This is a genomic window from Pseudomonas sp. RC10 (assembly GCF_038397775.1).
Classification (GTDB): domain Bacteria; phylum Pseudomonadota; class Gammaproteobacteria; order Pseudomonadales; family Pseudomonadaceae; genus Aquipseudomonas; species Aquipseudomonas bambusae.
This window is the reverse complement of sequence record NZ_CP151650.1, coordinates 733,454-758,829: the sequence shown is the minus strand read 5'-3', so window position 1 is coordinate 758,829 and position 25,376 is coordinate 733,454. Positions and strand designations below refer to the sequence as shown.

Annotated in this window: 16 protein-coding genes, 6 tRNA genes and 3 rRNA genes; all 25 read right to left on the bottom strand. The window is 54.1% G+C overall.

All coding sequences use genetic code 11. The annotated features are described in order from the left end of the window. Nucleotides 1-10: 10 nt before the first annotated feature. Nucleotides 11-646 (bottom strand): 50S ribosomal protein L3, encoded by a 636-nt coding sequence (gene rplC, locus AAEO81_RS03390; RefSeq protein WP_166598557.1) that lies wholly within the window; start codon nucleotides 644-646, stop codon nucleotides 11-13. Nucleotides 647-727: 81 nt separating this feature from the next. Further along, nucleotides 728-1,039, bottom strand: coding sequence for a 30S ribosomal protein S10 (gene rpsJ / locus AAEO81_RS03385; protein ID WP_003186070.1), 312 nt, complete (start codon nucleotides 1,037-1,039; stop codon nucleotides 728-730). 141 nt (nucleotides 1,040-1,180) lie between these two features. Further along, complete coding sequence (tuf, locus tag AAEO81_RS03380; RefSeq protein ID WP_341961601.1) at nucleotides 1,181-2,374, bottom strand: elongation factor Tu; 1,194 nt, start codon at nucleotides 2,372-2,374, stop codon at nucleotides 1,181-1,183. A gap of 31 nt (nucleotides 2,375-2,405) precedes the next feature. Then, nucleotides 2,406-4,535 carry an elongation factor G gene (gene fusA / locus AAEO81_RS03375; RefSeq protein WP_166598559.1) on the bottom strand — a complete coding sequence of 710 codons (2,130 nt, stop codon included), beginning with the start codon at nucleotides 4,533-4,535 and terminating at the stop codon, nucleotides 2,406-2,408. Between the two features lie 30 nt (nucleotides 4,536-4,565). Beyond that, a complete protein-coding gene (rpsG, locus tag AAEO81_RS03370; protein WP_007970418.1) occupies nucleotides 4,566-5,039 on the bottom strand; it encodes a 30S ribosomal protein S7 in 474 nt (157 codons plus the stop codon). Between the two features lie 112 nt (nucleotides 5,040-5,151). Beyond that, nucleotides 5,152-5,523, bottom strand: coding sequence for a 30S ribosomal protein S12 (gene rpsL / locus AAEO81_RS03365; RefSeq protein ID WP_003186084.1), 372 nt, complete (start codon nucleotides 5,521-5,523; stop codon nucleotides 5,152-5,154). Between the two features lie 203 nt (nucleotides 5,524-5,726). Further along, entirely contained in the window at nucleotides 5,727-9,926 is a 4,200-nt protein-coding gene (rpoC, locus tag AAEO81_RS03360; protein ID WP_166598560.1) for a DNA-directed RNA polymerase subunit beta', read from the bottom strand. A gap of 63 nt (nucleotides 9,927-9,989) precedes the next feature. Then, complete coding sequence (rpoB, locus tag AAEO81_RS03355; RefSeq protein WP_166598561.1) at nucleotides 9,990-14,063, bottom strand: DNA-directed RNA polymerase subunit beta; 4,074 nt, start codon at nucleotides 14,061-14,063, stop codon at nucleotides 9,990-9,992. Between the two features lie 220 nt (nucleotides 14,064-14,283). Then, nucleotides 14,284-14,649, bottom strand: a complete 366-nt coding sequence (rplL, locus tag AAEO81_RS03350; protein WP_166598562.1) for a 50S ribosomal protein L7/L12 — start codon at nucleotides 14,647-14,649, stop codon at nucleotides 14,284-14,286. Between the two features lie 78 nt (nucleotides 14,650-14,727). Continuing rightward, nucleotides 14,728-15,228 carry a 50S ribosomal protein L10 gene (gene rplJ, locus AAEO81_RS03345; RefSeq protein WP_081569202.1) on the bottom strand — a complete coding sequence of 167 codons (501 nt, stop codon included), beginning with the start codon at nucleotides 15,226-15,228 and terminating at the stop codon, nucleotides 14,728-14,730. A gap of 198 nt (nucleotides 15,229-15,426) precedes the next feature. Next, nucleotides 15,427-16,122, bottom strand: a complete 696-nt coding sequence (gene rplA, locus AAEO81_RS03340) for a 50S ribosomal protein L1 (protein ID WP_341961587.1) — start codon at nucleotides 16,120-16,122, stop codon at nucleotides 15,427-15,429. Further along, on the bottom strand, nucleotides 16,122-16,553 hold the full coding sequence (rplK, locus tag AAEO81_RS03335; protein ID WP_020290713.1) for a 50S ribosomal protein L11: 432 nt from the start codon (nucleotides 16,551-16,553) through the stop codon (nucleotides 16,122-16,124). Before rplK ends, rplA begins: the two co-directional genes overlap by 1 nt. Before the next feature lie 119 nt (nucleotides 16,554-16,672). Continuing rightward, nucleotides 16,673-17,206, bottom strand: a complete 534-nt coding sequence (gene nusG / locus AAEO81_RS03330; RefSeq protein WP_341961585.1) for a transcription termination/antitermination protein NusG — start codon at nucleotides 17,204-17,206, stop codon at nucleotides 16,673-16,675. Nucleotides 17,207-17,215: 9 nt separating this feature from the next. After that, on the bottom strand, nucleotides 17,216-17,584 hold the full coding sequence (gene secE / locus AAEO81_RS03325; RefSeq protein WP_166598565.1) for a preprotein translocase subunit SecE: 369 nt from the start codon (nucleotides 17,582-17,584) through the stop codon (nucleotides 17,216-17,218). A 46-nt stretch (nucleotides 17,585-17,630) separates the two neighbouring features. Beyond that, a tRNA-Trp gene (locus AAEO81_RS03320) sits at nucleotides 17,631-17,706 on the bottom strand. 180 nt (nucleotides 17,707-17,886) lie between these two features. Then, nucleotides 17,887-17,962: transfer RNA gene (locus AAEO81_RS03315), tRNA-Thr, on the bottom strand. Nucleotides 17,963-17,989: 27 nt separating this feature from the next. Continuing rightward, a tRNA-Gly gene (locus AAEO81_RS03310) sits at nucleotides 17,990-18,063 on the bottom strand. A gap of 25 nt (nucleotides 18,064-18,088) precedes the next feature. Next, nucleotides 18,089-18,173 (bottom strand) — tRNA-Tyr (locus AAEO81_RS03305). Between the two features lie 141 nt (nucleotides 18,174-18,314). Next, nucleotides 18,315-18,752 carry a hypothetical protein gene (locus AAEO81_RS03300; protein WP_341961584.1) on the bottom strand — a complete coding sequence of 146 codons (438 nt, stop codon included), beginning with the start codon at nucleotides 18,750-18,752 and terminating at the stop codon, nucleotides 18,315-18,317. 57 nt (nucleotides 18,753-18,809) lie between these two features. Then, nucleotides 18,810-19,769, bottom strand: coding sequence for a bifunctional biotin--[acetyl-CoA-carboxylase] ligase/biotin operon repressor BirA (gene birA / locus AAEO81_RS03295; protein ID WP_341961582.1), 960 nt, complete (start codon nucleotides 19,767-19,769; stop codon nucleotides 18,810-18,812). A gap of 149 nt (nucleotides 19,770-19,918) precedes the next feature. Further along, nucleotides 19,919-20,034: ribosomal RNA gene (gene rrf / locus AAEO81_RS03290) — 5S ribosomal RNA — on the bottom strand. 154 nt (nucleotides 20,035-20,188) lie between these two features. After that, nucleotides 20,189-23,080, bottom strand: a 23S ribosomal RNA gene (locus tag AAEO81_RS03285). 248 nt (nucleotides 23,081-23,328) lie between these two features. Beyond that, a tRNA-Ala gene (locus AAEO81_RS03280) sits at nucleotides 23,329-23,404 on the bottom strand. 26 nt (nucleotides 23,405-23,430) lie between these two features. Then, nucleotides 23,431-23,507: transfer RNA gene (locus AAEO81_RS03275), tRNA-Ile, on the bottom strand. Nucleotides 23,508-23,571: 64 nt separating this feature from the next. Next, nucleotides 23,572-25,108, bottom strand: a 16S ribosomal RNA gene (locus AAEO81_RS03270). Together the 16S, 23S and 5S rRNA genes with 2 tRNA genes alongside form the textbook arrangement of a ribosomal RNA operon. Between the last annotated feature and the right edge of the window lie 268 nt (nucleotides 25,109-25,376).

Genomic DNA, 25,376 nt, shown 5'->3' with positions numbered 1-25,376 from the left:
CAGCTTCCCCTTAACCGCGAGCCTTGGCTGCTGGACGTACAACCAGGTTGCCGCCAGTAGCGCCAGGAACAGCGCCCTTGACCAACAACAGATTGCGTTCAGCGTCCACGCGCACCACTTCCAGGGACTGCACGGTCACGCGCTCAGCGCCCATATGACCGGACATTTTTTTGCCCTTGAATACACGACCAGGAGTCTGGCACTGGCCGATAGAGCCCGGGACGCGGTGGGAAACGGAGTTACCGTGAGTATTATCTTGACCACGGAAATTGTGGCGCTTGATAGTACCTGCGAAACCCTTACCCTTGGACTGACCGGTCACATCGACCAGTTGACCAGCGGCAAAGATTTCTGCATTGATCAGATCACCAGCCTGGTACTCGCCTTCTTCAAGACGGAATTCCAGAACGGTGCGACCTGCGGCAACGTTCGCTTTAGCGAAGTGACCTGCTTGAGCAGCGGTCACGCGCGAAGCACGACGCTCACCGACAGTGACTTGCACTGCACGATAACCATCGCTTTCTTCGGTTTTGAACTGGGTGACGCGATTCGGCTCGATCTCAATGACCGTGACCGGAATGGAGACACCTTCTTCGGTGAAAATACGAGTCATGCCCGCTTTTCGACCGACTACACCAATAGTCATGTTGTAAACCTCATAAGTGTACGGGGCTTTCACCCGCTATGGCCGCCCATTTCAGAGCGTTACACGACCAAGACCCGAGTCTTAGCCGAGGCTGATCTGCACTTCCACACCTGCCGCAAGATCAAGCTTCATAAGTGCATCAACGGTTTTATCCGTTGGCTGGACGATGTCCAGAACACGCTTATGAGTGCGAATCTCGTACTGGTCGCGCGCGTCTTTGTTGACGTGCGGAGAAACCAGAACAGTGAACCGCTCTTTACGGGTAGGCAGTGGAATTGGACCACGCACTTGAGCACCAGTACGTTTCGCGGTTTCCACGATTTCCTGGGTGGATTGGTCGATCAGGCGATGGTCAAAAGCCTTCAACCTGATACGGATTTGCTGATTTTGCATTGGATTTCAGACTCCGGCTGCTATTCCCAGCGAGCGCAATACGCCCGTTAAAAGGAGGCGCAATTCTATAGACGAGCAATCAGGGTGTCAACCCAATAAAAAAGCCCCCGCAAGGCGGGGGCTCTTTTGGCAAATCAACGCTTAGGCGATGATTTTGGCTACGACACCAGCGCCGACGGTACGACCGCCTTCACGGATGGCGAAACGCAGGCCGTCTTCCATTGCGATTGGCTTGATCAGAGTGACGGAAACTTTAACGTTGTCACCTGGCATAACCATTTCGGTGCCTTCCGGCAGTTCGCAGCTACCAGTTACGTCGGTAGTACGGAAGTAGAACTGTGGACGGTAGCCTTTGAAGAAAGGAGTGTGACGACCGCCTTCTTCCTTGCTCAGAACGTAGATTTCAGCTTCGAACTGAGTGTGAGGCTTGACGCTGCCTGGCTTGACCAGAACCTGACCACGCTCAACGTCGTCACGCTTGGTGCCGCGCAGCAGAACGCCGCAGTTCTCGCCAGCACGACCTTCGTCCAGCAGCTTGCGGAACATTTCAACGCCGGTGCAAGTCGTCTTGGTGGTCTCACGCAGACCCACGATCTCGACTTCTTCCTGGATGCGAACGATGCCACGCTCAACACGACCGGTTACAACAGTACCGCGACCCGAGATCGAGAATACGTCTTCGATTGGCATCAAAAACGGCTTGTCGATAGCACGAACTGGTTCCGGGATGTAGCTGTCCAGAGTTTCTACCAGTTTCTTGACGGCAGTAGTGCCCATCTCATTGTCGTCGAGACCTTCCAGAGCCATACGAGCAGAACCGATGATGATCGGAGTGTCGTCGCCTGGGAAGTCGTAGGTAGTCAGCAGATCGCGGACTTCCATTTCAACCAGTTCCAGCAGCTCAGCGTCATCTACCAGGTCAGCCTTGTTCAGGAAGACTACGATGTACGGAACACCAACCTGACGGGACAGCAGGATGTGCTCACGGGTTTGCGGCATCGGACCATCGGCGGCCGAGCAAACCAGGATCGCGCCGTCCATCTGGGCAGCACCGGTGATCATGTTTTTTACGTAGTCAGCGTGACCCGGGCAGTCAACGTGCGCGTAGTGACGAGCAAGCGAGTCGTACTCTACGTGTGCAGTGTTGATGGTGATACCACGAGCCTTCTCTTCTGGAGCGCTGTCGATCTTGTCGAAGTCAACGCGAGCCGAACCGAAAACTTCGGAGCAGACACGGGTCAGAGCAGCGGTCAGAGTGGTTTTACCGTGGTCAACGTGACCGATGGTGCCGACGTTGACGTGCGGTTTGTTACGTTCAAATTTTTCTTTAGCCACGACAGTGAACTCCTAGCCTAAAGGGGCTGAATCAGCCTTGTTTTTTAACGAGAGCTTCGACGATATTCGACGGAGCTTCGGAGTATTTGGAGAATTCCATGGAGTAGCTTGCGCGACCCTGAGACATGGAACGAACGTCGGTCGCATAACCGAACATTTCACCCAACGGAACCTCGGCGCGAATAACCTTGCCGGAAACCGTATCTTCCATACCTTGGATCATGCCGCGACGACGGTTCAGGTCACCCATCACGTCACCCATGTAGTCCTCAGGTGTTACAACTTCTACCTTCATGATCGGCTCAAGCACCACACCACCACCTTTGGAGGCAAGTTGCTTGGTCGCCATGGAGGCAGCCACCTTGAACGCCATCTCGTTGGAGTCGACGTCGTGGTAAGAACCGTCAAAGACGGTAGCCTTCAGGCCGATGAGCGGATAACCGGCGACAACACCGTTCTTCATCTGCTCTTCAATGCCTTTCTGGATGGCAGGAATGTATTCCTTAGGAACAACACCACCAACCACTTCGTTTACGAATTGCAGACCTTCCTGACCTTCGTCAGCAGGTGCAAAACGGATCCAGCAGTGACCAAACTGGCCACGACCGCCGGACTGACGAACGAACTTGCCTTCGATCTCGCAGTTCTTAGTGATCTTCTCACGGTAAGAAACCTGCGGTTTACCGATGTTGGCTTCGACGTTGAACTCACGGCGCATCCGGTCTACCAGGATGTCCAAGTGCAACTCACCCATGCCCGAGATGATCGTTTGACCAGTCTCTTCGTCGGTTTTGACGCGGAAAGAAGGGTCTTCCTGAGCGAGCTTGCTCAGAGCGATACCCATTTTTTCCTGGTCGTCTTTGGTCTTCGGCTCAACAGCAACCGAGATCACCGGCTCAGGGAAGTCCATACGCTCAAGGATAATCGGCTTATCCAGTGCGCACAGGGTTTCACCAGTGGTTACATCTTTCATGCCGATCAAGGCAGCGATGTCACCAGCCAGTACTTCCTTGATTTCTTCACGGGTGTTGGCATGCATCTGAACCATACGGCCCACACGCTCTTTCTTGCCTTTCACCGAGTTCAGAACCGAGTCTCCGGAGTTCAGAGCACCCGAGTAGACGCGCACGAAGGTGATCGAACCCACGAACGGGTCGGTCGCGATCTTGAACGCCAGAGCCGAGAACGGCTCGTTGTCATCTGCATGACGTTCGTCGTGACGAATAGCCGGATCGTCCTTGTCCAGTTCCTTGTCGTCCGGGTTGATACCCTTGATCGCAGGAATCTCGACAGGTGCTGGCAGGTAGTCGACGACGGCGTCCAGAACCAGCGGGACACCTTTGTTCTTGAACGAAGAACCGCAGACTGCCAGAACGATTTCGCCGGCAATAGTACGCTGACGCAGAGCAGCCTTAATCTCTTCGAGAGTCAGCTCTTCGCCTTCCAGGTACTTGTTCATCAGGTCTTCGTTGGCTTCGGCAGCCGCCTCAACCATGTTGCTGCGCCACTCTTCGGCCAACTCTTGCAGCTCGGCAGGGATAGCTTCACGACGAGGAGTCATACCCTTGTCGGCGTCATCCCAGTAAACCGCTTCCATGGTCATCAGGTCGATTTGACCCTGGAAGTTGTCTTCCGAACCGATTGCCAGCTGAATCGGCACCGGGGTGTGGCCCAGGCGCTTCTTGATCTGGTCGACGACGCGCAGGAAGTTTGCACCGGCGCGATCCATCTTGTTGACATAAACAAGACGCGGGACGCCGTACTTGTTGGCTTGACGCCATACGGTTTCCGACTGCGGCTCAACACCCGAAGTGCCACAGAACACAACGACCGCGCCGTCGAGTACGCGCAGCGAGCGCTCTACTTCGATGGTGAAGTCAACGTGGCCCGGAGTATCAATGATGTTGAAGCGATAGCGGTCTTTATGCTGCTTGACAGAACCCTGCCAGAAAGCAGTGGTGGCAGCAGAAGTAATGGTAATACCACGCTCCTGCTCCTGCACCATCCAGTCCATGGTCGCGGCGCCATCATGCACCTCGCCCATTTTGTGGTTCACGCCGGTGTAAAAAAGGACGCGCTCGGTGGTGGTGGTTTTACCAGCATCCACGTGAGCCACGATACCAATGTTACGGTAGCGGTTAATCGGAGTAGTACGAGCCATAAAGCCCTCGCAAAAATAGTGACGCTGAGATTAGAAGCGGTAGTGCGAGAAAGCCTTGTTGGCTTCAGCCATACGGTGCACGTCTTCACGCTTCTTGACCGCAGCACCTTTGCCCTCAGCGGCGTCCAACAGTTCGCCAGCCAAACGCAGAGCCATAGACTTCTCACCGCGCTTGCGCGCGAAGTCTACCAGCCAACGCATTGCCAGAGCATTACGACGGGATGGACGAACTTCGACCGGAACCTGGTAAGTAGCACCACCAACGCGGCGCGACTTCACTTCGACCAGCGGAGCGATGGCGTCGAGTGCTTTTTCGAAGAGTTCCAGGGGATCGGTACCAGCCTTACGAGCCTTGACTGTGTCCAGGGCACCGTAAACGATACGTTCGGCAACGGCTTTTTTACCGCTTTCCATTACGTGGTTCATGAACTTGGCGAGAATCTGCGACCCGTACTTCGGATCGTCAAGAATCTCACGTTTTGCTGCTACGCGACGTCTTGGCATGATAAGCCCTCAAACGGTCTTCAGGTTCGCTCGGGACAGCGCAGAAACTGCATCGCCCGACCTTACTCTTATCGACACAATAAAATTTATGAACAACTGCAAGACGGCCGAATTACTTCGGACGCTTGGTACCGTATTTCGAACGACCCTGGTTACGACCTTTAACACCGGAGGTATCCAACGAACCGCGAACGGTGTGGTAACGAACACCTGGCAAGTCTTTTACACGGCCGCCACGAATCAGGACGACGCTGTGCTCTTGCAGGTTGTGGCCTTCACCACCGATGTACGAGGAAACCTCGAAACCGTTGGTCAGACGCACACGGCATACTTTACGCAGTGCCGAGTTAGGTTTTTTCGGCGTAGTGGTGTACACGCGAGTGCACACGCCACGACGTTGCGGGCAGTTCTGCAGCGCAGGCACGTCGGATTTCTCGACGATACGCTTACGCGGCTGACGTACCAGCTGGTTGATAGTTGCCATCTACTAGCTCCACTGTTGTCTTGCGACGCTATTGTCTTACAAGAAAAGCAAAATGGCAGGACATTGTCCCGCCAGATTTAGGGGTACAAGAGTCTAAAGACGATCCTTCCCCCAGTCAAGGCAAAGCCCCGACCTCATGACCACCCGCCCTCACAGCAACAGCCTGTCAGTGATGGGCGGACATGAAAATCAGGGCCCTACTCTCAATTACTGCTTGAGTTCAACGCTTCGGTCAGCGCGGCTTCAACTTCGCTCGCGCTCACACGCAACGGCTTGTCAGCATCACGACGACGCTTACGCTCGCTGTGATAGGCCAAACCGGTACCGGCCGGGATCAGACGACCCACCACCACGTTTTCTTTCAGGCCGCGCAGGTAATCGCGCTTGCCCGTTACCGCCGCCTCGGTCAGAACGCGAGTGGTTTCCTGGAAGGAAGCCGCCGAGATGAACGATTCGGTGGACAGCGACGCCTTGGTAATACCGAGCAGCACACGAGTGAATTTCGAAATGAATTTCTCGTCCTGCGCCAGACGCTCGTTCTCGACCAGTACGTGCGTCAACTCCATCTGGTCACCCTTGATGAAGCTTGAATCGCCCGACTCGCTGATCTCGACTTTACGCAGCATCTGACGAAGGATCGTTTCAATGTGCTTGTCGTTGATCTTCACGCCCTGCAGACGGTAAACATCCTGAATCTCGTTGACGATGTACTTCGCCAGCGCACTGACACCCAGCAAGCGCAGGATATCGTGTGGATCGCTAGGACCGTCGGAGATAACCTCACCGCGGTTAACTTGCTCACCTTCAAAGACGTTCAGGTGACGCCACTTCGGAATCAGCTCTTCGTACGGATCACTACCGTCATTCGGAGTGATGACCAGGCGACGCTTACCTTTAGTCTCTTTACCAAACGCGATCGTACCGCTGACCTCTGCCAGGATCGACGCTTCTTTCGGACGACGCGCTTCGAACAAGTCCGCAACGCGCGGCAGACCACCGGTGATGTCACGAGTCTTGGACGTCTCTTGTGGAATACGGGCAATAACATCACCCACCCCCACTTGAGCGCCGTCCGCGACGCCGACCAAAGCGTTCGCAGGCAGGAAGTACTGAGCCGGAACGTCCGTACCCGGCAGCAACAGATCCTTACCGTCGACACCCACCATCTTGACCGCAGGACGAATGTCTTTGCCCGCTGCCGGACGGTCTTTGGCATCCAGTACTTCGATGTTGGTCAAACCGGTCAGTTCGTCGGTCTGGCGCTTGATCGTAATACCTTCTTCCATGCCCACGTAGGTCACGGTACCTTTCATTTCGGTAACGATCGGGTGAGTGTGCGGGTCCCACTTGGCTACGATCGAGCCAGCATCAACCTTGTCACCTTCTTTCACCGAAATCACTGCACCGTAAGGCAGTTTGTAGCGTTCACGCTCACGACCGAACTCGTCAGCAATGGCAAGCTCGCCGGAACGCGATACCGCCACCAGATTGCCATCCAGACGCTCAACATGCTTCAGGTTATGCAGGCGGACAATACCGCCGTTTTTGACCTGAACGCTGTCGGCTGCAGAAGTACGACTGGCCGCACCACCGATGTGGAACGTACGCATGGTCAGCTGTGTACCTGGCTCACCGATCGACTGAGCGGCAATTACACCGACAGCTTCACCAATGTTTACCTGGTGACCACGTGCAAGATCACGGCCATAGCACTTCGCGCAAATCCCGTAACGAGTTTCGCAGCTGATTGGCGAACGTACGATGACTTCGTCGATGCTGTTCAGCTCGATGAATTCAACCCACTTCTCGTCCACCAACGTACCAGCCGGCACGATAACGTCCTCAGTACCCGGCTTGAACACGTCACGGGCAATTACACGACCCAGTACGCGCTCACCCAAAGGCTCGACAACGTCGCCGCCTTCAATGTGCGGCGTCATGAGCAGACCTTGCTCCGTACCGCAATCGACTTCGGTGACAACCAAGTCTTGCGCTACGTCTACCAAACGACGTGTCAGGTAACCGGAGTTAGCGGTTTTCAACGCGGTATCCGCGAGACCTTTACGAGCACCGTGAGTCGAGATGAAGTACTGCAGTACGCTCAGACCTTCACGGAAGTTCGCTGTAATTGGCGTCTCGATGATCGAGCCGTCTGGCTTGGCCATCAGACCACGCATACCGGCCAACTGGCGAATCTGGGCTGCGGAACCCCGCGCACCCGAGTCAGCCATCATGTACATCGAGTTGAAGGACTCTTGGTCCACAGTCTCGCCGTGACGGTCGACAACCTTCTCTTTCGAGAGGTTGGACATCATCGCCTTGGAGACTTCATCGTTCGCCTTGGACCAAAGGTCGATCACCTTGTTGTACTTCTCGCCCTGAGTAACCAGGCCGGACGCATACTGGCTTTCGATTTCTTTAACTTCTTCGGTCGCAGCATCGATGATGCGAGCTTTTTCATCCGGGATAACGAAGTCGTTAACGCCGATCGAGACACCCGAAATCGTCGAATAGGCAAAACCGGTGTACATCAACTGGTCAGCGAAGATCACGGTCTCTTTCAGACCAACCACGCGGTAGCATTGGTTGATCAGTTTTGAGATCGCCTTTTTCTTCATCGGCTGGTTGACGACGTCGTACGACAGACCCGGCGGAACCACCTGGAACAGCAGCGCACGTCCGACAGTCGTGTCGACGATACGAGTGTTCTTGACGCTGCCACCATCGCGATCATTCACGGTCTCGTTGATACGAACCTTGATTTTCGCGTGCAGGGCGGCTTCGCCGGCGCGGAATACGCGATCGACTTCTTGCAGGTCCGCGAATACGCGGCCTTCGCCCTTAGCATTGATCGCCTCACGGGTCATGTAATAAAGACCCAATACAACGTCCTGAGACGGAACGATGATTGGCTCACCGTTCGCTGGCGACAGAATGTTGTTGGTGGACATCATCAACGCACGCGCTTCCAGCTGGGCTTCCAGCGTGAGCGGTACGTGAACAGCCATCTGGTCACCGTCGAAGTCGGCGTTGTATGCCGCACAAACCAGCGGGTGCAGCTGGATTGCCTTACCTTCGATCAATACCGGCTCAAACGCCTGGATACCCAGACGGTGAAGGGTTGGTGCACGGTTGAGCAGCACTGGGTGTTCGCGAATCACTTCTGCAAGAACGTCCCAGACCTCTGGCAGTTCACGCTCGACCATTTTCTTGGCGGCTTTGATGGTGGTCGCCAGACCACGCATTTCCAGCTTGCCGAAAATGAACGGCTTGAACAGCTCGAGAGCCATTTTCTTCGGCAGGCCGCACTGGTGCAGACGCAGGGTCGGACCTACGGTAATTACCGAACGACCCGAGTAGTCAACACGCTTACCGAGCAAGTTCTGACGGAAACGACCTTGCTTACCCTTGATCATGTCGGCCAGGGATTTCAGAGGACGCTTGTTCGAACCGGTAATGGCGCGACCGCGGCGACCGTTGTCGAGCAGCGCATCCACAGCTTCCTGCAGCATACGTTTTTCGTTGCGCACGATGATGTCCGGAGCGGACAGATCCAGCAGGCGCTTCAAACGGTTGTTACGGTTGATCACTCGACGATACAGATCGTTGAGGTCGGAAGTCGCAAAGCGACCGCCATCCAGCGGAACCAGTGGACGCAGATCTGGCGGCAGAACCGGCAGAACGGTCAACACCATCCACTCAGGCAGGTTGCCGGAACCCTGGAAGGCTTCCATCAACTTCAGGCGCTTGGACAGCTTCTTGATCTTGGTTTCGGAGTTGGTTTGCGGAATCTCTTCGCGCAGACGGCCAATCTCGTGCTCCAGATCGATAGCGTGCAGCAATTCGCGGACAGCCTCAGCACCCATGCGGGCGTCGAAGTCATCACCGAACTCTTCGAGAGCTTCGAAGTACTGCTCGTCGTTCAGCAGCTGACCTTTTTCAAGAGTAGTCATGCCTGGATCAATAACGACGTAGCTCTCGAAGTAGAGAACGCGTTCGATATCACGCAGGGTCATGTCCATCAGCAGGCCGATACGGGACGGCAGTGATTTCAGGAACCAGATGTGGGCAACCGGCGATGCCAGCTCGATGTGAGCCATGCGCTCACGACGGACCTTGGCCAGTGCAACTTCAACGCCACACTTCTCGCAGATCACGCCACGATGCTTCAAGCGCTTGTACTTACCGCACAGGCACTCGTAATCCTTGACCGGGCCAAAGATCTTGGCGCAGAACAGGCCGTCACGCTCAGGCTTGAACGTACGGTAGTTGATGGTTTCCGGCTTTTTAACTTCACCGAACGACCACGAACGGATCATCTCAGGCGATGCCAACCCGATACGGATGGCGTCGAACTCTTCGACTTGACCCTGGTTTTTCAGCAAATTCAGTAGGTCTTTCAAGGCCTTTCCTCCTGGCGGAGCAGAGAGTGGTCATACCGACCCACTCTCGATTCGCGTCACGTGTTATTCGGTTTCCAGATCGATATCGATACCGAGCGAACGGATTTCTTTGATCAACACGTTGAAGGACTCGGGCATGCCCGGCTCCATACGGTGATCGCCGTCCACGATGTTTTTGTACATCTTGGTACGACCGTTCACATCGTCCGACTTCACTGTGAGCATTTCTTGCAGAGTGTATGCCGCGCCGTATGCTTCCAGCGCCCAGACCTCCATCTCCCCGAAACGCTGACCACCGAACTGTGCCTTACCACCCAGCGGCTGCTGGGTAACCAGGCTGTAAGAACCAGTGGAACGCGCGTGCATCTTGTCGTCCACCAAGTGGTTCAGCTTCAGCATGTACATGTAGCCAACAGTTACCGGACGCTCAAATTTGTTGCCGGTGCGACCGTCGAACAGTTGCATTTGGCCACTGTCCGGCATGTCCGCCAGGCGTAGCATCGCCTTGATTTCGCTTTCCTTGGCACCGTCGAATACCGGAGTTGCCATCGGAACGCCGCCACGCAGGTTCTTCGCCAGATCCAGAACTTCCTGATCAGACAGGTCGTCCAGATTTTCCTGACGGCCGCCGATCTCGTTGTAGATCTCGTTCAGGAACTTGCGCAATTCAACGACTTTACGCTGCTCCTCGAGCATACGGTTGATCTTCTCGCCCAGACCTTTGGCCGCGAGGCCCAAGTGAGTTTCGAGAATCTGACCAACGTTCATACGCGAAGGTACACCCAACGGGTTAAGGACGATATCCACCGGTGTGCCATTGGCATCGTGCGGCATGTCTTCAACCGGCATGATCACGGAGACCACACCTTTGTTACCGTGACGACCGGCCATTTTGTCGCCCGGCTGAATGCGGCGACGAATGGCAAGGTAAACCTTGACGATTTTGAGCACACCTGGTGCCAGGTCATCGCCCTGTTGCAGCTTGCGCTTCTTATCTTCGAACTTGTCGTCCAGCAGGCGACGACGATCAACGATATAAGCCTGAGCTTTTTCGAGTTGCTCATTCAGCGCGTCTTCAACCATGCGTAGTTTGAACCACTGACCATGCTCGAGACCGTCGAGGACTTCGTTGGTGATTTCCTGACCTTTCTTCAGGCCAGCACCACCTTCGACAGAACGACCAACCAGCGCCTGACGCAGACGCTCGAAGGTTGCACCTTCAACGATGCGGAACTCTTCGTTCAGATCCTTGCGGATCTCGTCCAGTTGGCTTTTCTCGATGGACAATGCACGAGCATCACGCTCAACGCCGTCACGGGTGAATACCTGAACATCGATGACAGTACCTTTGGTACCGGTCGGTACGCGAAGGGAAGTGTCTTTAACGTCGCTCGCTTTCTCACCGAAGATCGCGCGCAGCAGTTTCTCTTCCGGCGTCAGCTGGGTCTCGCCTTTCGGAGTGACCTTACCGACCAGAATGTCGCCTGCGCCAACTTCAGCACCTACGTAAACGATACCGGCTTCGTCAAGCTTGTTCAGCGCTGCTTCACCCACGTTCGGGATGTCAGCGGTGATTTCCTCTGGACCAAGCTTGGTGTCACGCGCCACACAGGTCAGTTCCTGGATGTGGATCGTGGTGAAGCGATCTTCCTGAACAACACGCTCAGACAGGCAGATGGAGTCTTCGAAGTTGAAGCCGTTCCATGCCATGAACGCGATGCGCATGTTCTGACCCAGAGCCAGCTCACCCATATCGGTGGACGGGCCGTCAGCCATGATGTCGCTACGCTGGACGCGGTCACCCTTGCTCACCAGCGGACGCTGGTTGATGCAGGTGTTCTGGTTCGAGCGCGTGTATTTGGTCAGGTTGTAGATATCGACACCGGCTTCTCCCGGCTCAACTTCGTCATCGGCAACACGAACCACGATACGACTGGCATCAACAGAGTCGATCACGCCGCCACGACGAGCCACGACACAAACGCCGGAGTCACGGGCAACGTTGCGCTCCATGCCAGTACCTACCAGCGGCTTGTCGGCACGCAGGGTTGGTACAGCCTGACGCTGCATGTTCGAGCCCATCAACGCACGGTTGGCGTCGTCGTGCTCGAGGAACGGAATCAGCGACGCTGCAACCGAAACGACCTGCTTCGGCGAAACGTCCATCAAAGTGACGTCTTCCGGCGCCTTGACGGTGAATTCGTTCAAGTGACGAACAGCTACCAGTTCGTCGATCAGGTGACCTTTGTCGTTCATGGTCGCCGAAGCCTGCGCGATCACGTGATCGGCCTCTTCAATAGCGGACAGGAAGACGATCTCGTCAGTCACCAGACCTTCTTTCACCACACGGTACGGGCTTTCAAGGAAGCCATACTGGTTGGTTCGGGCATAGGCTGCCAACGAGTTGATCAGACCGATGTTCGGGCCTTCCGGAGTTTCAATCGGGCAAACGCGACCATAGTGGGTCGGGTGTACGTCACGAACTTCAAAGCCCGCGCGCTCACGTGTCAGACCACCAGGGCCCAGTGCAGAAACACGGCGCTTGTGGGTGATTTCGGACAGTGGGTTGTTCTGGTCCATGAACTGCGACAGCTGACTGGAACCGAAGAACTCCTTGACCGCAGCGGCGACCGGCTTGGCGTTGATCAGGTCCTGAGGCATCAGGCCTTCGCTCTCCGCCATCGACAGACGCTCTTTGACTGCACGCTCAACACGCACCAGACCTACGCGGAACTGGTTTTCGGCCATCTCACCGACGCAACGGACCCGACGGTTACCCAGGTGGTCGATGTCATCGACGATGCCTTTGCCGTTACGGATATCGACCAGGGTCTTGAGGACCGCAACGATATCTTCTTTACACAGCACGCCCGACCCTTCGATCTCGGTACGACCGATACGACGGTTGAACTTCATACGACCTACAGCAGACAGATCGTAACGCTCTGGACTGAAGAACAGGTTGTTGAACAGCGTCTCGGCTGCATCCTTGGTCGGCGGCTCACCTGGACGCATCATGCGATAGATTTCGACCAACGCTTCCAGCTGGTTGCCAGTCGAATCAATCTTCAGCGTATCGGAGATGAACGGACCGCAGTCGATGTCATTGGTATACAACGTTTCGATACGGACAACCTGTGCCTTGGCAATTTTGGCCAAGATTTCAGGGTTCAGCTCGGTGTTGCACTCGGCAATGATTTCGCCGGTGGCCGGGTGCACGATCGCCTTGGCAGTGGTACGGCCAATGACGTAGTCGAGCGGAACTTCCAGCGCTTTGATGCCGGCTTTTTCCAACTGATTGATGTGCCGCGCAGTAATACGACGGCCTTGCTCGACGATGACCTTACCCTTGTCATCCAGGATGTCCAGGACGGCAATCTCACCACGCAGACGCTGAGGCACCAACTCCAGGCTCAGGGATTCGCCCTGTACGTGGAAAACGTTGGTGGTATAGAAAGCGTCCAGCACTTCTTCAGTGGTGTAGCCAAGAGCGCGGAGCAAAACCGAAGCAGGAAGCTTACGGCGACGGTCGATACGGACGAATACACAGTCCTTGGGATCGAACTCGAAGTCCAGCCAGGAACCACGATAAGGAATGATGCGTGCGGAGTACAGCAGCTTGCCAGAACTGTGCGTCTTGCCGCGGTCGTGGTCAAAGAACACGCCTGGCGAACGGTGCAGTTGGGAAACGATAACACGCTCGGTACCATTGATAACGAAGGTACCGTTTTCAGTCATCAGGGGGATTTCACCCATGTAGACTTCTTGCTCTTTGATGTCCTTGATCGCTTTGTTCGACGATTCTTTGTCGAAAATGATCAGGCGCACTTTTACCCGCAACGGTACTGCGTACGTCACACCGCGCAGAACGCATTCCTTGACATCAAAAGCCGGTTCGCCCAGACGATAACCGACGTACTCCAAAGCAGCATTGCCGGAGTAGCTGATGATCGGGAAAACGGATTTGAAGGCCGCATGCAGGCCCACGTCGCGGAACTGATCTTTAGTCGCTCCCGCTTGCAAGAATTCACGATACGAATCCAGCTGGATGGCCAGGAGGTAAGGCACATCCATGACGTCCGGCAACTTGCTAAAGTCCTTGCGGATACGTTTTTTCTCAGTATATGAGTAAGCCATCAGCGTTCCCCAGCTTGGTCACCTGCTTGTTTGGCCTCCCCCGACGGGAGCGACCAGAAAATCGTGCAAACCCCATGGTTTGCGCCACCGTTCGAGGTGGTTGAAGCACGTTAGTGGCGCCGATCTGATCGGATGCCAATAACGGAAAAAGGCCGGTGGCAGAAGCCACCAGCCATCAGCCTTTCGCTCAACGCTTGGGCTGGAGACGCAAGGTCGATGCTTACTTCAGCTCGACTTTAGCGCCTGCTTCTTCCAGAGTTGCTTTGGCTTTGTCAGCAGCATCTTTTGCTACTGCTTCCAGAACAATGGCTGGAGCGCCGTCAACTACTGCCTTGGCTTCTTTCAGGCCCAGACCGGTCAGCTCACGGACAGCTTTAATGACGTTGACTTTCTTCTCGCCAGCTTCGGTCAGCATGACGTTGAATTCGGTTTGCTCTTCAACAACAGCGGCAGCAGCAGCTGGACCAGCCGATGCAGCAGCAGCGCTAACGCCGAATTTTTCTTCAAAAGCTTTGATCAGCTCAACAACCTGCAGAACGGACATTTCAGCTACGGCGTTGAGGATATCGTCTTGAGAGATAGACATGACTCTAATTCCTGAATTGTGTGAGGGCCTAAGCGGCCTTCGAAATAAACAAAAATACGCGAGAGAGAGTGCGAGCCCTTAGGCTGCTGCAGCTTCTTTCTGTTCGCGAACTGCCGCCAGAGTACGAGCCAATTTGCTGGTAGCGCCTTGAATCACGCTCATCAGCTGAGAAATTGCTTCGTTACGGGTCGGCAAGGTTGCCAGTACGTCGATCTGATTAGCTGCGAGGAACTTGCCCTCAAACGCAGCTGCCTTGATCTCGAACTTGTCCTGACCTTTGGCGAACTCTTTGAACAAACGGGCAGCAGCGCCTGGGTGTTCGTTGGAGAAAGCGATCAAGGTCGGGCCAGTGAACGCGTCGTTGAGGACACTGTATTCAGTGTCAGCAACAGCGCGCTTGAGCAGGGTGTTACGTACAACACGTACGTATACGCCAGCTTCACGAGCCTCTTTACGGAGTCCGGTCATCGCGCCTACTGTCACGCCACGGGCATCAGCCACGACAGCAGACAGAGCGACTTTGGCAGCCTCGTTGACTTCAGCGACGATGGCCTTCTTGTCTTCGAGTTTAATTGCCACGGGTTTAACTCCTGCTTGTTACCGTTTCATCTGGCCGGAGCCGGATGTCGTTTTGGTGTCTGATTCGGTAAGGAACCGGGAGCACCATCTGCGTAGGCTTGTGGTTTAAGACTTGCGTCGCCTACGGTCTTGGATAGCCCCCGCCAGGCAGGGACCCCAATTTTTTGCTAAGGCGCAGTTCCCTGCACCTCGGCGGTCTTACGCGTTCAACGAACCTTGATCGATGACCAAACCTGGGCCCATAGTGGTGCTCAGGGTAACGCGCTTGACATAGATACCTTTCGAGGAAGCTGGCTTGATACGCTTCAGGTCTGCGATCAGTGCTTCAACGTTCTCACGCAGCTTGTCAGCATCAAAGCCAACTTTGCCAACGGAGGTGTGGATGATGCCGTTTTTGTCAGTGCGATAACGAACCTGACCCGCCTTGGCGTTTTTAACCGCAGTGGCGACATCTGGAGTTACAGTACCAACTTTCGGGTTAGGCATCAGACCACGTGGACCGAGGATCTGACCCAACTGACCTACAACACGCATTGCATCCGGGGAGGCAATCACGACGTCATAGTTCAGGTCGCCGCCTTTCATTTCAGCAGCCAAATCGTCCATACCAACGCGATCAGCGCCCGCTGCCAGCGCAGCTTCAGCCGCCGGACCCTGGGTGAAAACTGCTACACGAACGGTCTTGCCAGTGCCGTGTGGCAGCACGGTAGCGCTACGAACAACCTGGTCAGATTTACGTGGGTCAACACCGAGGTTTACAGCAACGTCAACGGACTCGCTGAATTTTACGGTGGACAGTTCGGTCAGCAGAGCTGCCGCGTCGTTGAAGCTATAGGACTTGCCAGCTTCAACTTTCGAAGCGATTGCCTTTTGGCGTTTGGTCAGCTTAGCCATTACACACCCTCCACGTTAAGGCCCATGCTACGAGCAGAACCGGCGATAGTGCGCACGGCTGCTTCCATGTCAGCGGCAGTCAGATCCGCGTTTTTAGCTTTCGCGATATCTTCCAGCTGAGCACGGGTAACAGTGCCAACTTTGACGGTGTTCGGGCGAGCCGAACCGCTGGTCAGGCCAGCTGCTTTTTTCAGCAGAACCGAAGCAGGGGTGCTTTTGGTTTCGAAAGTGAAGCTACGGTCGCTGTATACAGTGATGATCACTGGAGTCGGCAGACCTGGCTCAAGACCCTGAGTACGGGCGTTGAAGGCCTTGCAGAATTCCATGATGTTCACACCGTGCTGACCCAGAGCAGGACCAACAGGTGGGCTTGGGTTAGCCTGAGCGGCTTTCACTTGAAGCTTGATGTAAGCGGTAATCTTCTTGGCCATGAGGCACTCCAATTACGGGTTCAAACGCCTCGAAAGGCTCCCCGGTTACTTGCGCGTTTATCCCAGTGACGACAAAACCCCACAGCCCAAGGCTGCGGGGTATGGGATTTTCAGCTCAGCTATGCCTTTTCGACCTGGCTGAACTCGAGCTCCACCGGAGTGGAGCGACCGAAAATGAGCACAGCCACGTGGATCCGGCTCTTTTCGTAGTTAACTTCTTCAACCGTACCATTGAAGTCCGCGAACGGACCGTCGGTCACGCGAACAACTTCACCCGGCTCAAACAGCGTCTTCGGCTTAGGCTTGTCGCTGCCATCGGCCACGCGACGCAGTATCGCTTCGGCTTCTTTATCGGTAATTGGGGCAGGCTTATCAGCCGTCCCACCAATGAAGCCCATGACACGCGGAGTATCCTTGACCAAATGCCAAGTACCCTCATTCATGTCCATCTGAACAAGCACATAACCAGGGAAGAATTTACGCTCGCTTTTGCGCTTCTGGCCGTTACGCATCTCTACCACTTCTTCAGTAGGGACCAGAATCTCGCCAAAACCATCTTCCATGCCTGCCAGCTTTACACGCTCGATCAGAGAGCGCATAACATGCTTCTCGTAACCCGAGTAGGCATGCACTACGTACCAACGCTTAGCCACGGGACACCCTTAGCCGACGATCAAGGAAACAAGCCAGCCGAGCAGGGAGTCGAGCCCCCACAACAGCAGCGCCATAACCAAAACCACAGCCACCACGATTAGGGTAGTCTGGGTGGTTTCTTGACGAGTAGGCCATACGACTTTACGAATCTCAGCGCGAGCTTCCTTGGCCAACACGAAGAAAGCTTTGCCCTTGCCCGTCTGCAGCCCTACATAAGCAGCAGCAGCAGCAATTACGAGCAGAGCGAGCACGCGATACAGGATTGGCTGCGCCGAGTAGTATTGATTTCCGACGACACCCACTACGACCAAAAGGACTACCACGAGCCACTTTACGAGATCAAAACGGGAGTCTTGGGCTTCAGCCTTTGGATTCATCTACTAAAATCCTGTGAAAAGAAAGCCAGACACGTTGAACCGAATCTGGCAGGTCAGGAGGGAATCGAACCCCCAACCTACGGTTTTGGAGACCGTCGCTCTGCCAATTGAGCTACTGACCTAAAAGCAAAATCAGGCCGACCATTATGCGGACCTGACAAGAAGATTTCAACAGCTATTCGACGAACCTTTTGCGATTCACCAAACAACCGCAGGCTTTCACTTGCCACCTAAATACAACGAAACCAGGCGACTCGCGACACCTAAAACAAAGGCAGATACTTTCATATCTGCCTTAGTAATGGAGCTCTTGAGCGGATTTGAACCGCTGACCTCACCCTTACCAAGGGTGTGCTCTACCAACTGAGCTACAAGAGCGAAACGCATTGCACAACCAACAAAACCTGGAGCGGGTAGCGGGAATCGAACCCGCATCATCAGCTTGGAAGGCTGAGGTTCTACCACTAAACTATACCCGCTGAGCTTGCTGCTTACGCTCAAATTTGGTGGAGGGGGAAGGATTCGAACCTTCGAAGTCGTAGACGTCAGATTTACAGTCTGATCCCTTTGGCCGCTCGGGAACCCCTCCTAAGCGAGCCGACATTCTATATGATGCCGACCTTCTGTCAACCTTTTTCTCAATAAAATCTTGAGGTTACAAACGTTGACTCAAGCTTCGCGTGCATTCCAACTTGTCTTGCACTGCGAAGCGGGCGCCATTCTATGCAAACTATTCTGTAGTTGCAATGCCTTCGCACGACATTATTTTACTTTTTAACTGCTGAAAATCCTGCCTTAACCTTCCTACCAGCACATCATCCACAAGACGCCTACTTTCAGGAGCTACTTTCAACCAAAACACCTCTCCCGAATCGTCCTGCCACCGACCAAATTGGGTCTGTATATCAAGGCTCGTTAGTCGCTGTTCCATTGTCCTGGCATCACTTTGCGAGACCCCTCCACCCAAGTAGATACACCGGGCGCCCACCGCTTTCGTACCCCCCTCCAGCCGACCCGCTCCAGATTCGCTGAGGAGTCGAATATCCTGCTGAGCGCCCTTATAGAGGGACAGGGGCGTGATCTCCTTGGGTCTGAGAGGAGCCTCCTGTTGATGCCACACGTAATAAAATGCGTTCAACATAACCAACAGCAAAAATACCCACCGCATGACGACCTCACAAACCCTCAGATGCCAGGACAGCTGTCATCCGCACTACGGCCATACCTAGGACTGCTCACGCAGTCTCAGACTCAACTCCCCACCACTAAATACGCGAACATCCTCTCCCACTCGCAACCGGAGCCCGCCAACCGCATCCACCCCAAGCACCGTACCCTCAATGGCGTTTGGACCCGAAAGCAACGTCACAGGTTTGTTTTGCCACAAATGATTGCGCTCCCACTCATCTCTAAAAGCGCCAAAGCCTTTCTCACTATGCGCCTCCAGATATTCGGCCAGGGCCACACTCAAGCGGGCTACAACTTGGTTGCGATCCATACCCACTCCCGCCTCAAGCGCCATGGAAGTCCAGGACTGATCGACCTGATCGGAAGACTGCATATTGACGTTGATACCAATGCCAACCACGACATGACAAACATCAGCTGGGTCACCAGTGAGCTCCAGCAAAACACCGGCGAGCTTTTGTCGCCCTACCAAAATATCGTTGGGCCATTTTAGCCCAGCGTCTTCAACTCCCATTTCCCGGAGCATTTTCACGACGGCAAGCCCCACAAGGAGACTTAAGCCCTCTAATTGCCGCATCCCACCCTCAACCCGTAGCGCCAAACTGTAATAGAGATTTTGGGCGAAAGGACTGACCCACTTGCGCCCGCGTCGACCGCGCCCTGCTGTCTGTTGCTCCGCTAGAACTAGCAAAGGCAAAGACACCCCTTGAGCCACCAGCCGCATGGCTTCCGCGTTCGTAGAATCGATGGTTTCGTAGACTCGAATATCCCAGCCAGCGACACCCTGATTGTCATTGAGCCATTTCATGTTCAATAGGGAAATGGGTTTAGCCAGGCGATATCCCCGACCGCGCACCTTATGAATCTCGATTCCTGTTTCGACTTGCAGCTGCTGGAGCTTTTTCCATACGGCGCTGCGACTGACCCCGAGCACTTGCCCCAAGTCTTCACCAGAATGGAACGCACCATCCCCCAGAAGCCTCAACAACGTCTGCATTTGTCATACGCCTTGCAATGAGGGACGCATAATATCCGCGCGCACCATCAATGCATAGAAGCCAAATCGCGACTTGGTCTGTTGAGATGTTTTTCCGCGCGCAAAAACAAAACCCCATCTGCTTTCGCAAATGGGGTTCTGGAATTTAATCTTGACGATGACCTACTCTCACATGGGGAAACCCCACACTACCATCGGCGATACATCGTTTCACTTCTGAGTTCGGGATGGGATCAGGTGGTTCCAATGTTCTATGGTCGTCAAGAAATTCGGGTACCAAGTCGTGGCCAGCGGCCTCGCCTCAGCAAATCGGGTATGTGATCAGGTCGTTCGTCTGTGCTGCAAACTTTCGGTTGCTGTCGTCTTCACAGTCACCGCAATCTGATGCCCTCTCGGGTCGCAGATTGCTTGGGTGTTATATGGTCAAGCCTCACGGGCAATTAGTATTGGTTAGCTCAACGCCTCACAGCGCTTACACACCCAACCTATCAACGTCGTAGTCTTCGACGGCCCTTCAGGGAACTCAAGGTTCCAGTGAGATCTCATCTTGAGGCAAGTTTCCCGCTTAGATGCTTTCAGCGGTTATCTTTCCCGAACATAGCTACCCGGCAATGCCACTGGCGTGACAACCGGAACACCAGAGGTTCGTCCACTCCGGTCCTCTCGTACTAGGAGCAGCCCCTCTCAAATCTCAAACGTCCACGGCAGATAGGGACCGAACTGTCTCACGACGTTCTAAACCCAGCTCGCGTACCACTTTAAATGGCGAACAGCCATACCCTTGGGACCGGCTTCAGCCCCAGGATGTGATGAGCCGACATCGAGGTGCCAAACACCGCCGTCGATATGAACTCTTGGGCGGTATCAGCCTGTTATCCCCGGAGTACCTTTTATCCGTTGAGCGATGGCCCTTCCATACAGAACCACCGGATCACTAAGACCTACTTTCGTACCTGCTCGACGTGTCTGTCTCGCAGTCAAGCGCGCTTTTGCCTTTATACTCTACGACCGATTTCCGACCGGTCTGAGCGCACCTTCGTACTCCTCCGTTACTCTTTAGGAGGAGACCGCCCCAGTCAAACTACCCACCATACACTGTCCTCGATCCGGATAACGGACCTGAGTTAGAACCTCAAAGTTGCCAGGGTGGTATTTCAAGGATGGCTCCACGCAAACTGGCGTTCACGCTTCAAAGCCTCCCACCTATCCTACACAAGCAAATTCAAAGTCCAGTGCAAAGCTATAGTAAAGGTTCACGGGGTCTTTCCGTCTAGCCGCGGATACACTGCATCTTCACAGCGATTTCAATTTCACTGAGTCTCGGGTGGAGACAGCGCCGCCATCGTTACGCCATTCGTGCAGGTCGGAACTTACCCGACAAGGAATTTCGCTACCTTAGGACCGTTATAGTTACGGCCGCCGTTTACCGGGGCTTCGATCAAGAGCTTCGCGTTAGCTAACCCCATCAATTAACCTTCCGGCACCGGGCAGGCGTCACACCCTATACGTCCACTTTCGTGTTTGCAGAGTGCTGTGTTTTTAATAAACAGTCGCAGCGGCCTGGTATCTTCGACCGGCATGGGCTTACGGAGCAAGTCCTTCACCCTCACCGGCGCACCTTCTCCCGAAGTTACGGTGCCATTTTGCCTAGTTCCTTCACCCGAGTTCTCTCAAGCGCCTTGGTATTCTCTACCCAACCACCTGTGTCGGTTTGGGGTACGGTTCCTGGTTACCTGAAGCTTAGAAGCTTTTCTTGGAAGCATGGCATCAACCACTTCGTGTTCTAAAGAACACTCGTCATCAGCTCTCGGCCTTGAAATCCCGGATTTACCTAAGATTCCAGCCTACCACCTTAAACCTGGACAACCAACGCCAGGCTGGCCTAGCCTTCTCCGTCCCTCCATCGCAATAACCAGAAGTACAGGAATATTAACCTGTTTTCCATCGACTACGCTTTTCAGCCTCGCCTTAGGGACCGACTAACCCTGCGTCGATTAACGTTGCGCAGGAAACCTTGGTCTTTCGGCGTGGGTGTTTTTCACACCCATTGTCGTTACTCATGTCAGCATTCGCACTTCTGATACCTCCAGCAAGCTTCTCAACTCACCTTCACAGGCTTACAGAACGCTCCTCTACCGCATCACCAAAGGTGATACCCGTAGCTTCGGTGCATGGTTTGAGCCCCGTTACATCTTCCGCGCAGGCCGACTCGACTAGTGAGCTATTACGCTTTCTTTAAAGGGTGGCTGCTTCTAAGCCAACCTCCTAGCTGTCTAAGCCTTCCCACATCGTTTCCCACTTAACCATGACTTTGGGACCTTAGCTGACGGTCTGGGTTGTTTCCCTTTTCACGACGGACGTTAGCACCCGCCGTGTGTCTCCCATGCTCGGCACTTGTAGGTATTCGGAGTTTGCATCGGTTTGGTAAGTCGGGATGACCCCCTAGCCGAAACAGTGCTCTACCCCCTACAGTGATACATGAGGCGCTACCTAAATAGCTTTCGAGGAGAACCAGCTATCTCCGAGCTTGATTAGCCTTTCACTCCGATCCACAGGTCATCCGCTAACTTTTCAACGGTAGTCGGTTCGGTCCTCCAGTCAGTGTTACCTAACCTTCAACCTGCCCATGGATAGATCGCCCGGTTTCGGGTCTATTCCCAGCGACTAGACGCCCTATTAAGACTCGCTTTCGCTACGCCTCCCCTATTCGGTTAAGCTCGCCACTGAAAATAAGTCGCTGACCCATTATACAAAAGGTACGCAGTCACCCAACAAAGTGGGCTCCCACTGCTTGTACGCATACGGTTTCAGGATCTATTTCACTCCGCTCTCCGCGGTTCTTTTCGCCTTTCCCTCACGGTACTGGTTCACTATCGGTCAGTCAGTAGTATTTAGCCTTGGAGGATGGTCCCCCCATGTTCAGACAAGGTTTCTCGTGCCCCGTCCTACTCGATTTCATTGACAAGAGATTTTCGCGTACAGGGCTATCACCCACTATGGCCGCACTTTCCAGAGCGTTCCGCTAATCTCAAATCAACTTAAGGGCTGGTCCCCGTTCGCTCGCCACTACTAAGGGAATCTCGGTTGATTTCTTTTCCTCAGGGTACTTAGATGTTTCAGTTCCCCTGGTTCGCTCCATGCACCTATGTATTCAGTGCAAGGTAACCATCTTGTGATGGTTGGGTTCCCCCATTCAGACATCTCCGGATCACAGTCTGTTTGCCGACTCCCCGAAGCTTTTCGCAGGCTACCACGTCTTTCATCGCCTCTGACTGCCAAGGCATCCACCGTATGCGCTTCTTCACTTGACCATATAACCCCAAGCAATCTGGTTATACTGTGAAGACGACATTCGCCGAAAGTTTGCATTTCACAAACTTTACCTTAGCCTGGACACACACCAGTGAAAGAGGTGCCCAGTCTATCTTTCTATCACATACCCGAATTTTTAAAGAACGATTCTGACAAAGATCAGAAATCAACATTCAGCCTTCTTCCGAAGGAAATGCTCATTTCTAAGCTTTAGCATGACAACTGTCTGTACCACCGAACACCGGTATGGTGGAGCCAAGCGGGATCGAACCGCTGACCTCCTGCGTGCAAGGCAGGCGCTCTCCCAGCTGAGCTATGGCCCCGTATCGCTACAGGGTGCACCGGTAATTGGTGGGTCTGGGCAGATTCGAACTGCCGACCTCACCCTTATCAGGGGTGCGCTCTAACCAACTGAGCTACAGACCCAATCGTCTTCTTCAATGAATCAAGCAATTCGTGTGGGAACTTGCGAAGAAGCTGAGTCTTCGATTAAGGAGGTGATCCAGCCGCAGGTTCCCCTACGGCTACCTTGTTACGACTTCACCCCAGTCATGAATCACACCGTGGTAACCGTCCCCCCGAAGGTTAGACTAGCTACTTCTGGTGCAACCCACTCCCATGGTGTGACGGGCGGTGTGTACAAGGCCCGGGAACGTATTCACCGCGACATTCTGATTCGCGATTACTAGCGATTCCGACTTCACGCAGTCGAGTTGCAGACTGCGATCCGGACTACGATCGGTTTTATGGGATTAGCTCCACCTCGCGGCTTGGCAACCCTTTGTACCGACCATTGTAGCACGTGTGTAGCCCAGGCCGTAAGGGCCATGATGACTTGACGTCATCCCCACCTTCCTCCGGTTTGTCACCGGCAGTCTCCTTAGAGTGCCCACCTTAACGTGCTGGTAACTAAGGACAAGGGTTGCGCTCGTTACGGGACTTAACCCAACATCTCACGACACGAGCTGACGACAGCCATGCAGCACCTGTCTCAGTGTTCCCGAAGGCACCAAACCATCTCTGGTAAGTTCACTGGATGTCAAGGCCTGGTAAGGTTCTTCGCGTTGCTTCGAATTAAACCACATGCTCCACCGCTTGTGCGGGCCCCCGTCAATTCATTTGAGTTTTAACCTTGCGGCCGTACTCCCCAGGCGGTCAACTTAATGCGTTAGCTGCGCCACTAAAATCTCAAGGATTCCAACGGCTAGTTGACATCGTTTACGGCGTGGACTACCAGGGTATCTAATCCTGTTTGCTCCCCACGCTTTCGCACCTCAGTGTCAGTATGAGCCCAGGTGGTCGCCTTCGCCACTGGTGTTCCTTCCTATATCTACGCATTTCACCGCTACACAGGAAATTCCACCACCCTCTGCCCTACTCTAGCTTGCCAGTTTTGGATGCAGTTCCCAGGTTGAGCCCGGGGATTTCACATTCAACTTAACAAACCACCTACGCGCGCTTTACGCCCAGTAATTCCGATTAACGCTTGCACCCTCTGTATTACCGCGGCTGCTGGCACAGAGTTAGCCGGTGCTTATTCTGTCGGTAACGTCAAAATTGCAGAGTATTAATCAGCAACCCTTCCTCCCAACTTAAAGTGCTTTACAATCCGAAGACCTTCTTCACACACGCGGCATGGCTGGATCAGGCTTTCGCCCATTGTCCAATATTCCCCACTGCTGCCTCCCGTAGGAGTCTGGACCGTGTCTCAGTTCCAGTGTGACTGATCATCCTCTCAGACCAGTTACGGATCGTCGCCTTGGTGAGCCATTACCTCACCAACTAGCTAATCCGACCTAGGCTCATCTGATAGCGTGAGGTCCGAAGATCCCCCACTTTCTCCCGTAGGACGTATGCGGTATTAGCGTTCCTTTCGAAACGTTGTCCCCCACTACCAGGCAGATTCCTAGGCATTACTCACCCGTCCGCCGCTGAATCAGGGAGCAAGCTCCCTTCATCCGCTCGACTTGCATGTGTTAGGCCTGCCGCCAGCGTTCAATCTGAGCCATGATCAAACTCTTCAGTTCAATACTGCAATCGGGTTTTGAGAAAACCCTATAAACTTGGCTCAGCAATCGTTGGTTAAACCATGATTTCTCGTGGAGCAACTTGCGATGCTGATAATCAGTTGACTTCAGTCTTACAACACAAGCACCCACACGAATTGCTTGATTCAATTGTTAAAGAGCGGTTGGTTAAGAGCTTTTCGTCTCAACCGAGGCGCGCATTCTACAGCAGCGTCTCAATCTGTCAAGCGGTTATTTTCAGAAGTTTTCAAAGTTTCCTTATCAACTT

What these genes read in the sequence shown, in the direction of transcription:
- birA (WP_341961582.1), bottom strand. Translation starts at nt 19,769, where the DNA reads ATGCAGACGTTGTTGAGGCTTCTGGGGGATGGTGCGTTCCATTCTGGT.
- rpsL (WP_003186084.1), bottom strand. Translation starts at nt 5,523, where the DNA reads ATGGCAACTATCAACCAGCTGGTACGTCAGCCGCGTAAGCGTATCGTC.
- rplK (WP_020290713.1), bottom strand. Translation starts at nt 16,553, where the DNA reads ATGGCCAAGAAGATTACCGCTTACATCAAGCTTCAAGTGAAAGCCGCT.
- secE (WP_166598565.1), bottom strand. Translation starts at nt 17,584, where the DNA reads ATGAATCCAAAGGCTGAAGCCCAAGACTCCCGTTTTGATCTCGTAAAG.
- rplL (WP_166598562.1), bottom strand. Translation starts at nt 14,649, where the DNA reads ATGTCTATCTCTCAAGACGATATCCTCAACGCCGTAGCTGAAATGTCC.
- fusA (WP_166598559.1), bottom strand. Translation starts at nt 4,535, where the DNA reads ATGGCTCGTACTACTCCGATTAACCGCTACCGTAACATTGGTATCGTG.
- rpoB (WP_166598561.1), bottom strand. Translation starts at nt 14,063, where the DNA reads ATGGCTTACTCATATACTGAGAAAAAACGTATCCGCAAGGACTTTAGC.
- AAEO81_RS03300 (WP_341961584.1), bottom strand. Translation starts at nt 18,752, where the DNA reads ATGCGGTGGGTATTTTTGCTGTTGGTTATGTTGAACGCATTTTATTAC.
- rplC (WP_166598557.1), bottom strand. Translation starts at nt 646, where the DNA reads ATGACTATTGGTGTAGTCGGTCGAAAAGCGGGCATGACTCGTATTTTC.
- rplA (WP_341961587.1), bottom strand. Translation starts at nt 16,122, where the DNA reads ATGGCTAAGCTGACCAAACGCCAAAAGGCAATCGCTTCGAAAGTTGAA.
- rpsG (WP_007970418.1), bottom strand. Translation starts at nt 5,039, where the DNA reads ATGCCAAGACGTCGCGTAGCAGCAAAACGTGAGATTCTTGACGATCCG.
- rpsJ (WP_003186070.1), bottom strand. Translation starts at nt 1,039, where the DNA reads ATGCAAAATCAGCAAATCCGTATCAGGTTGAAGGCTTTTGACCATCGC.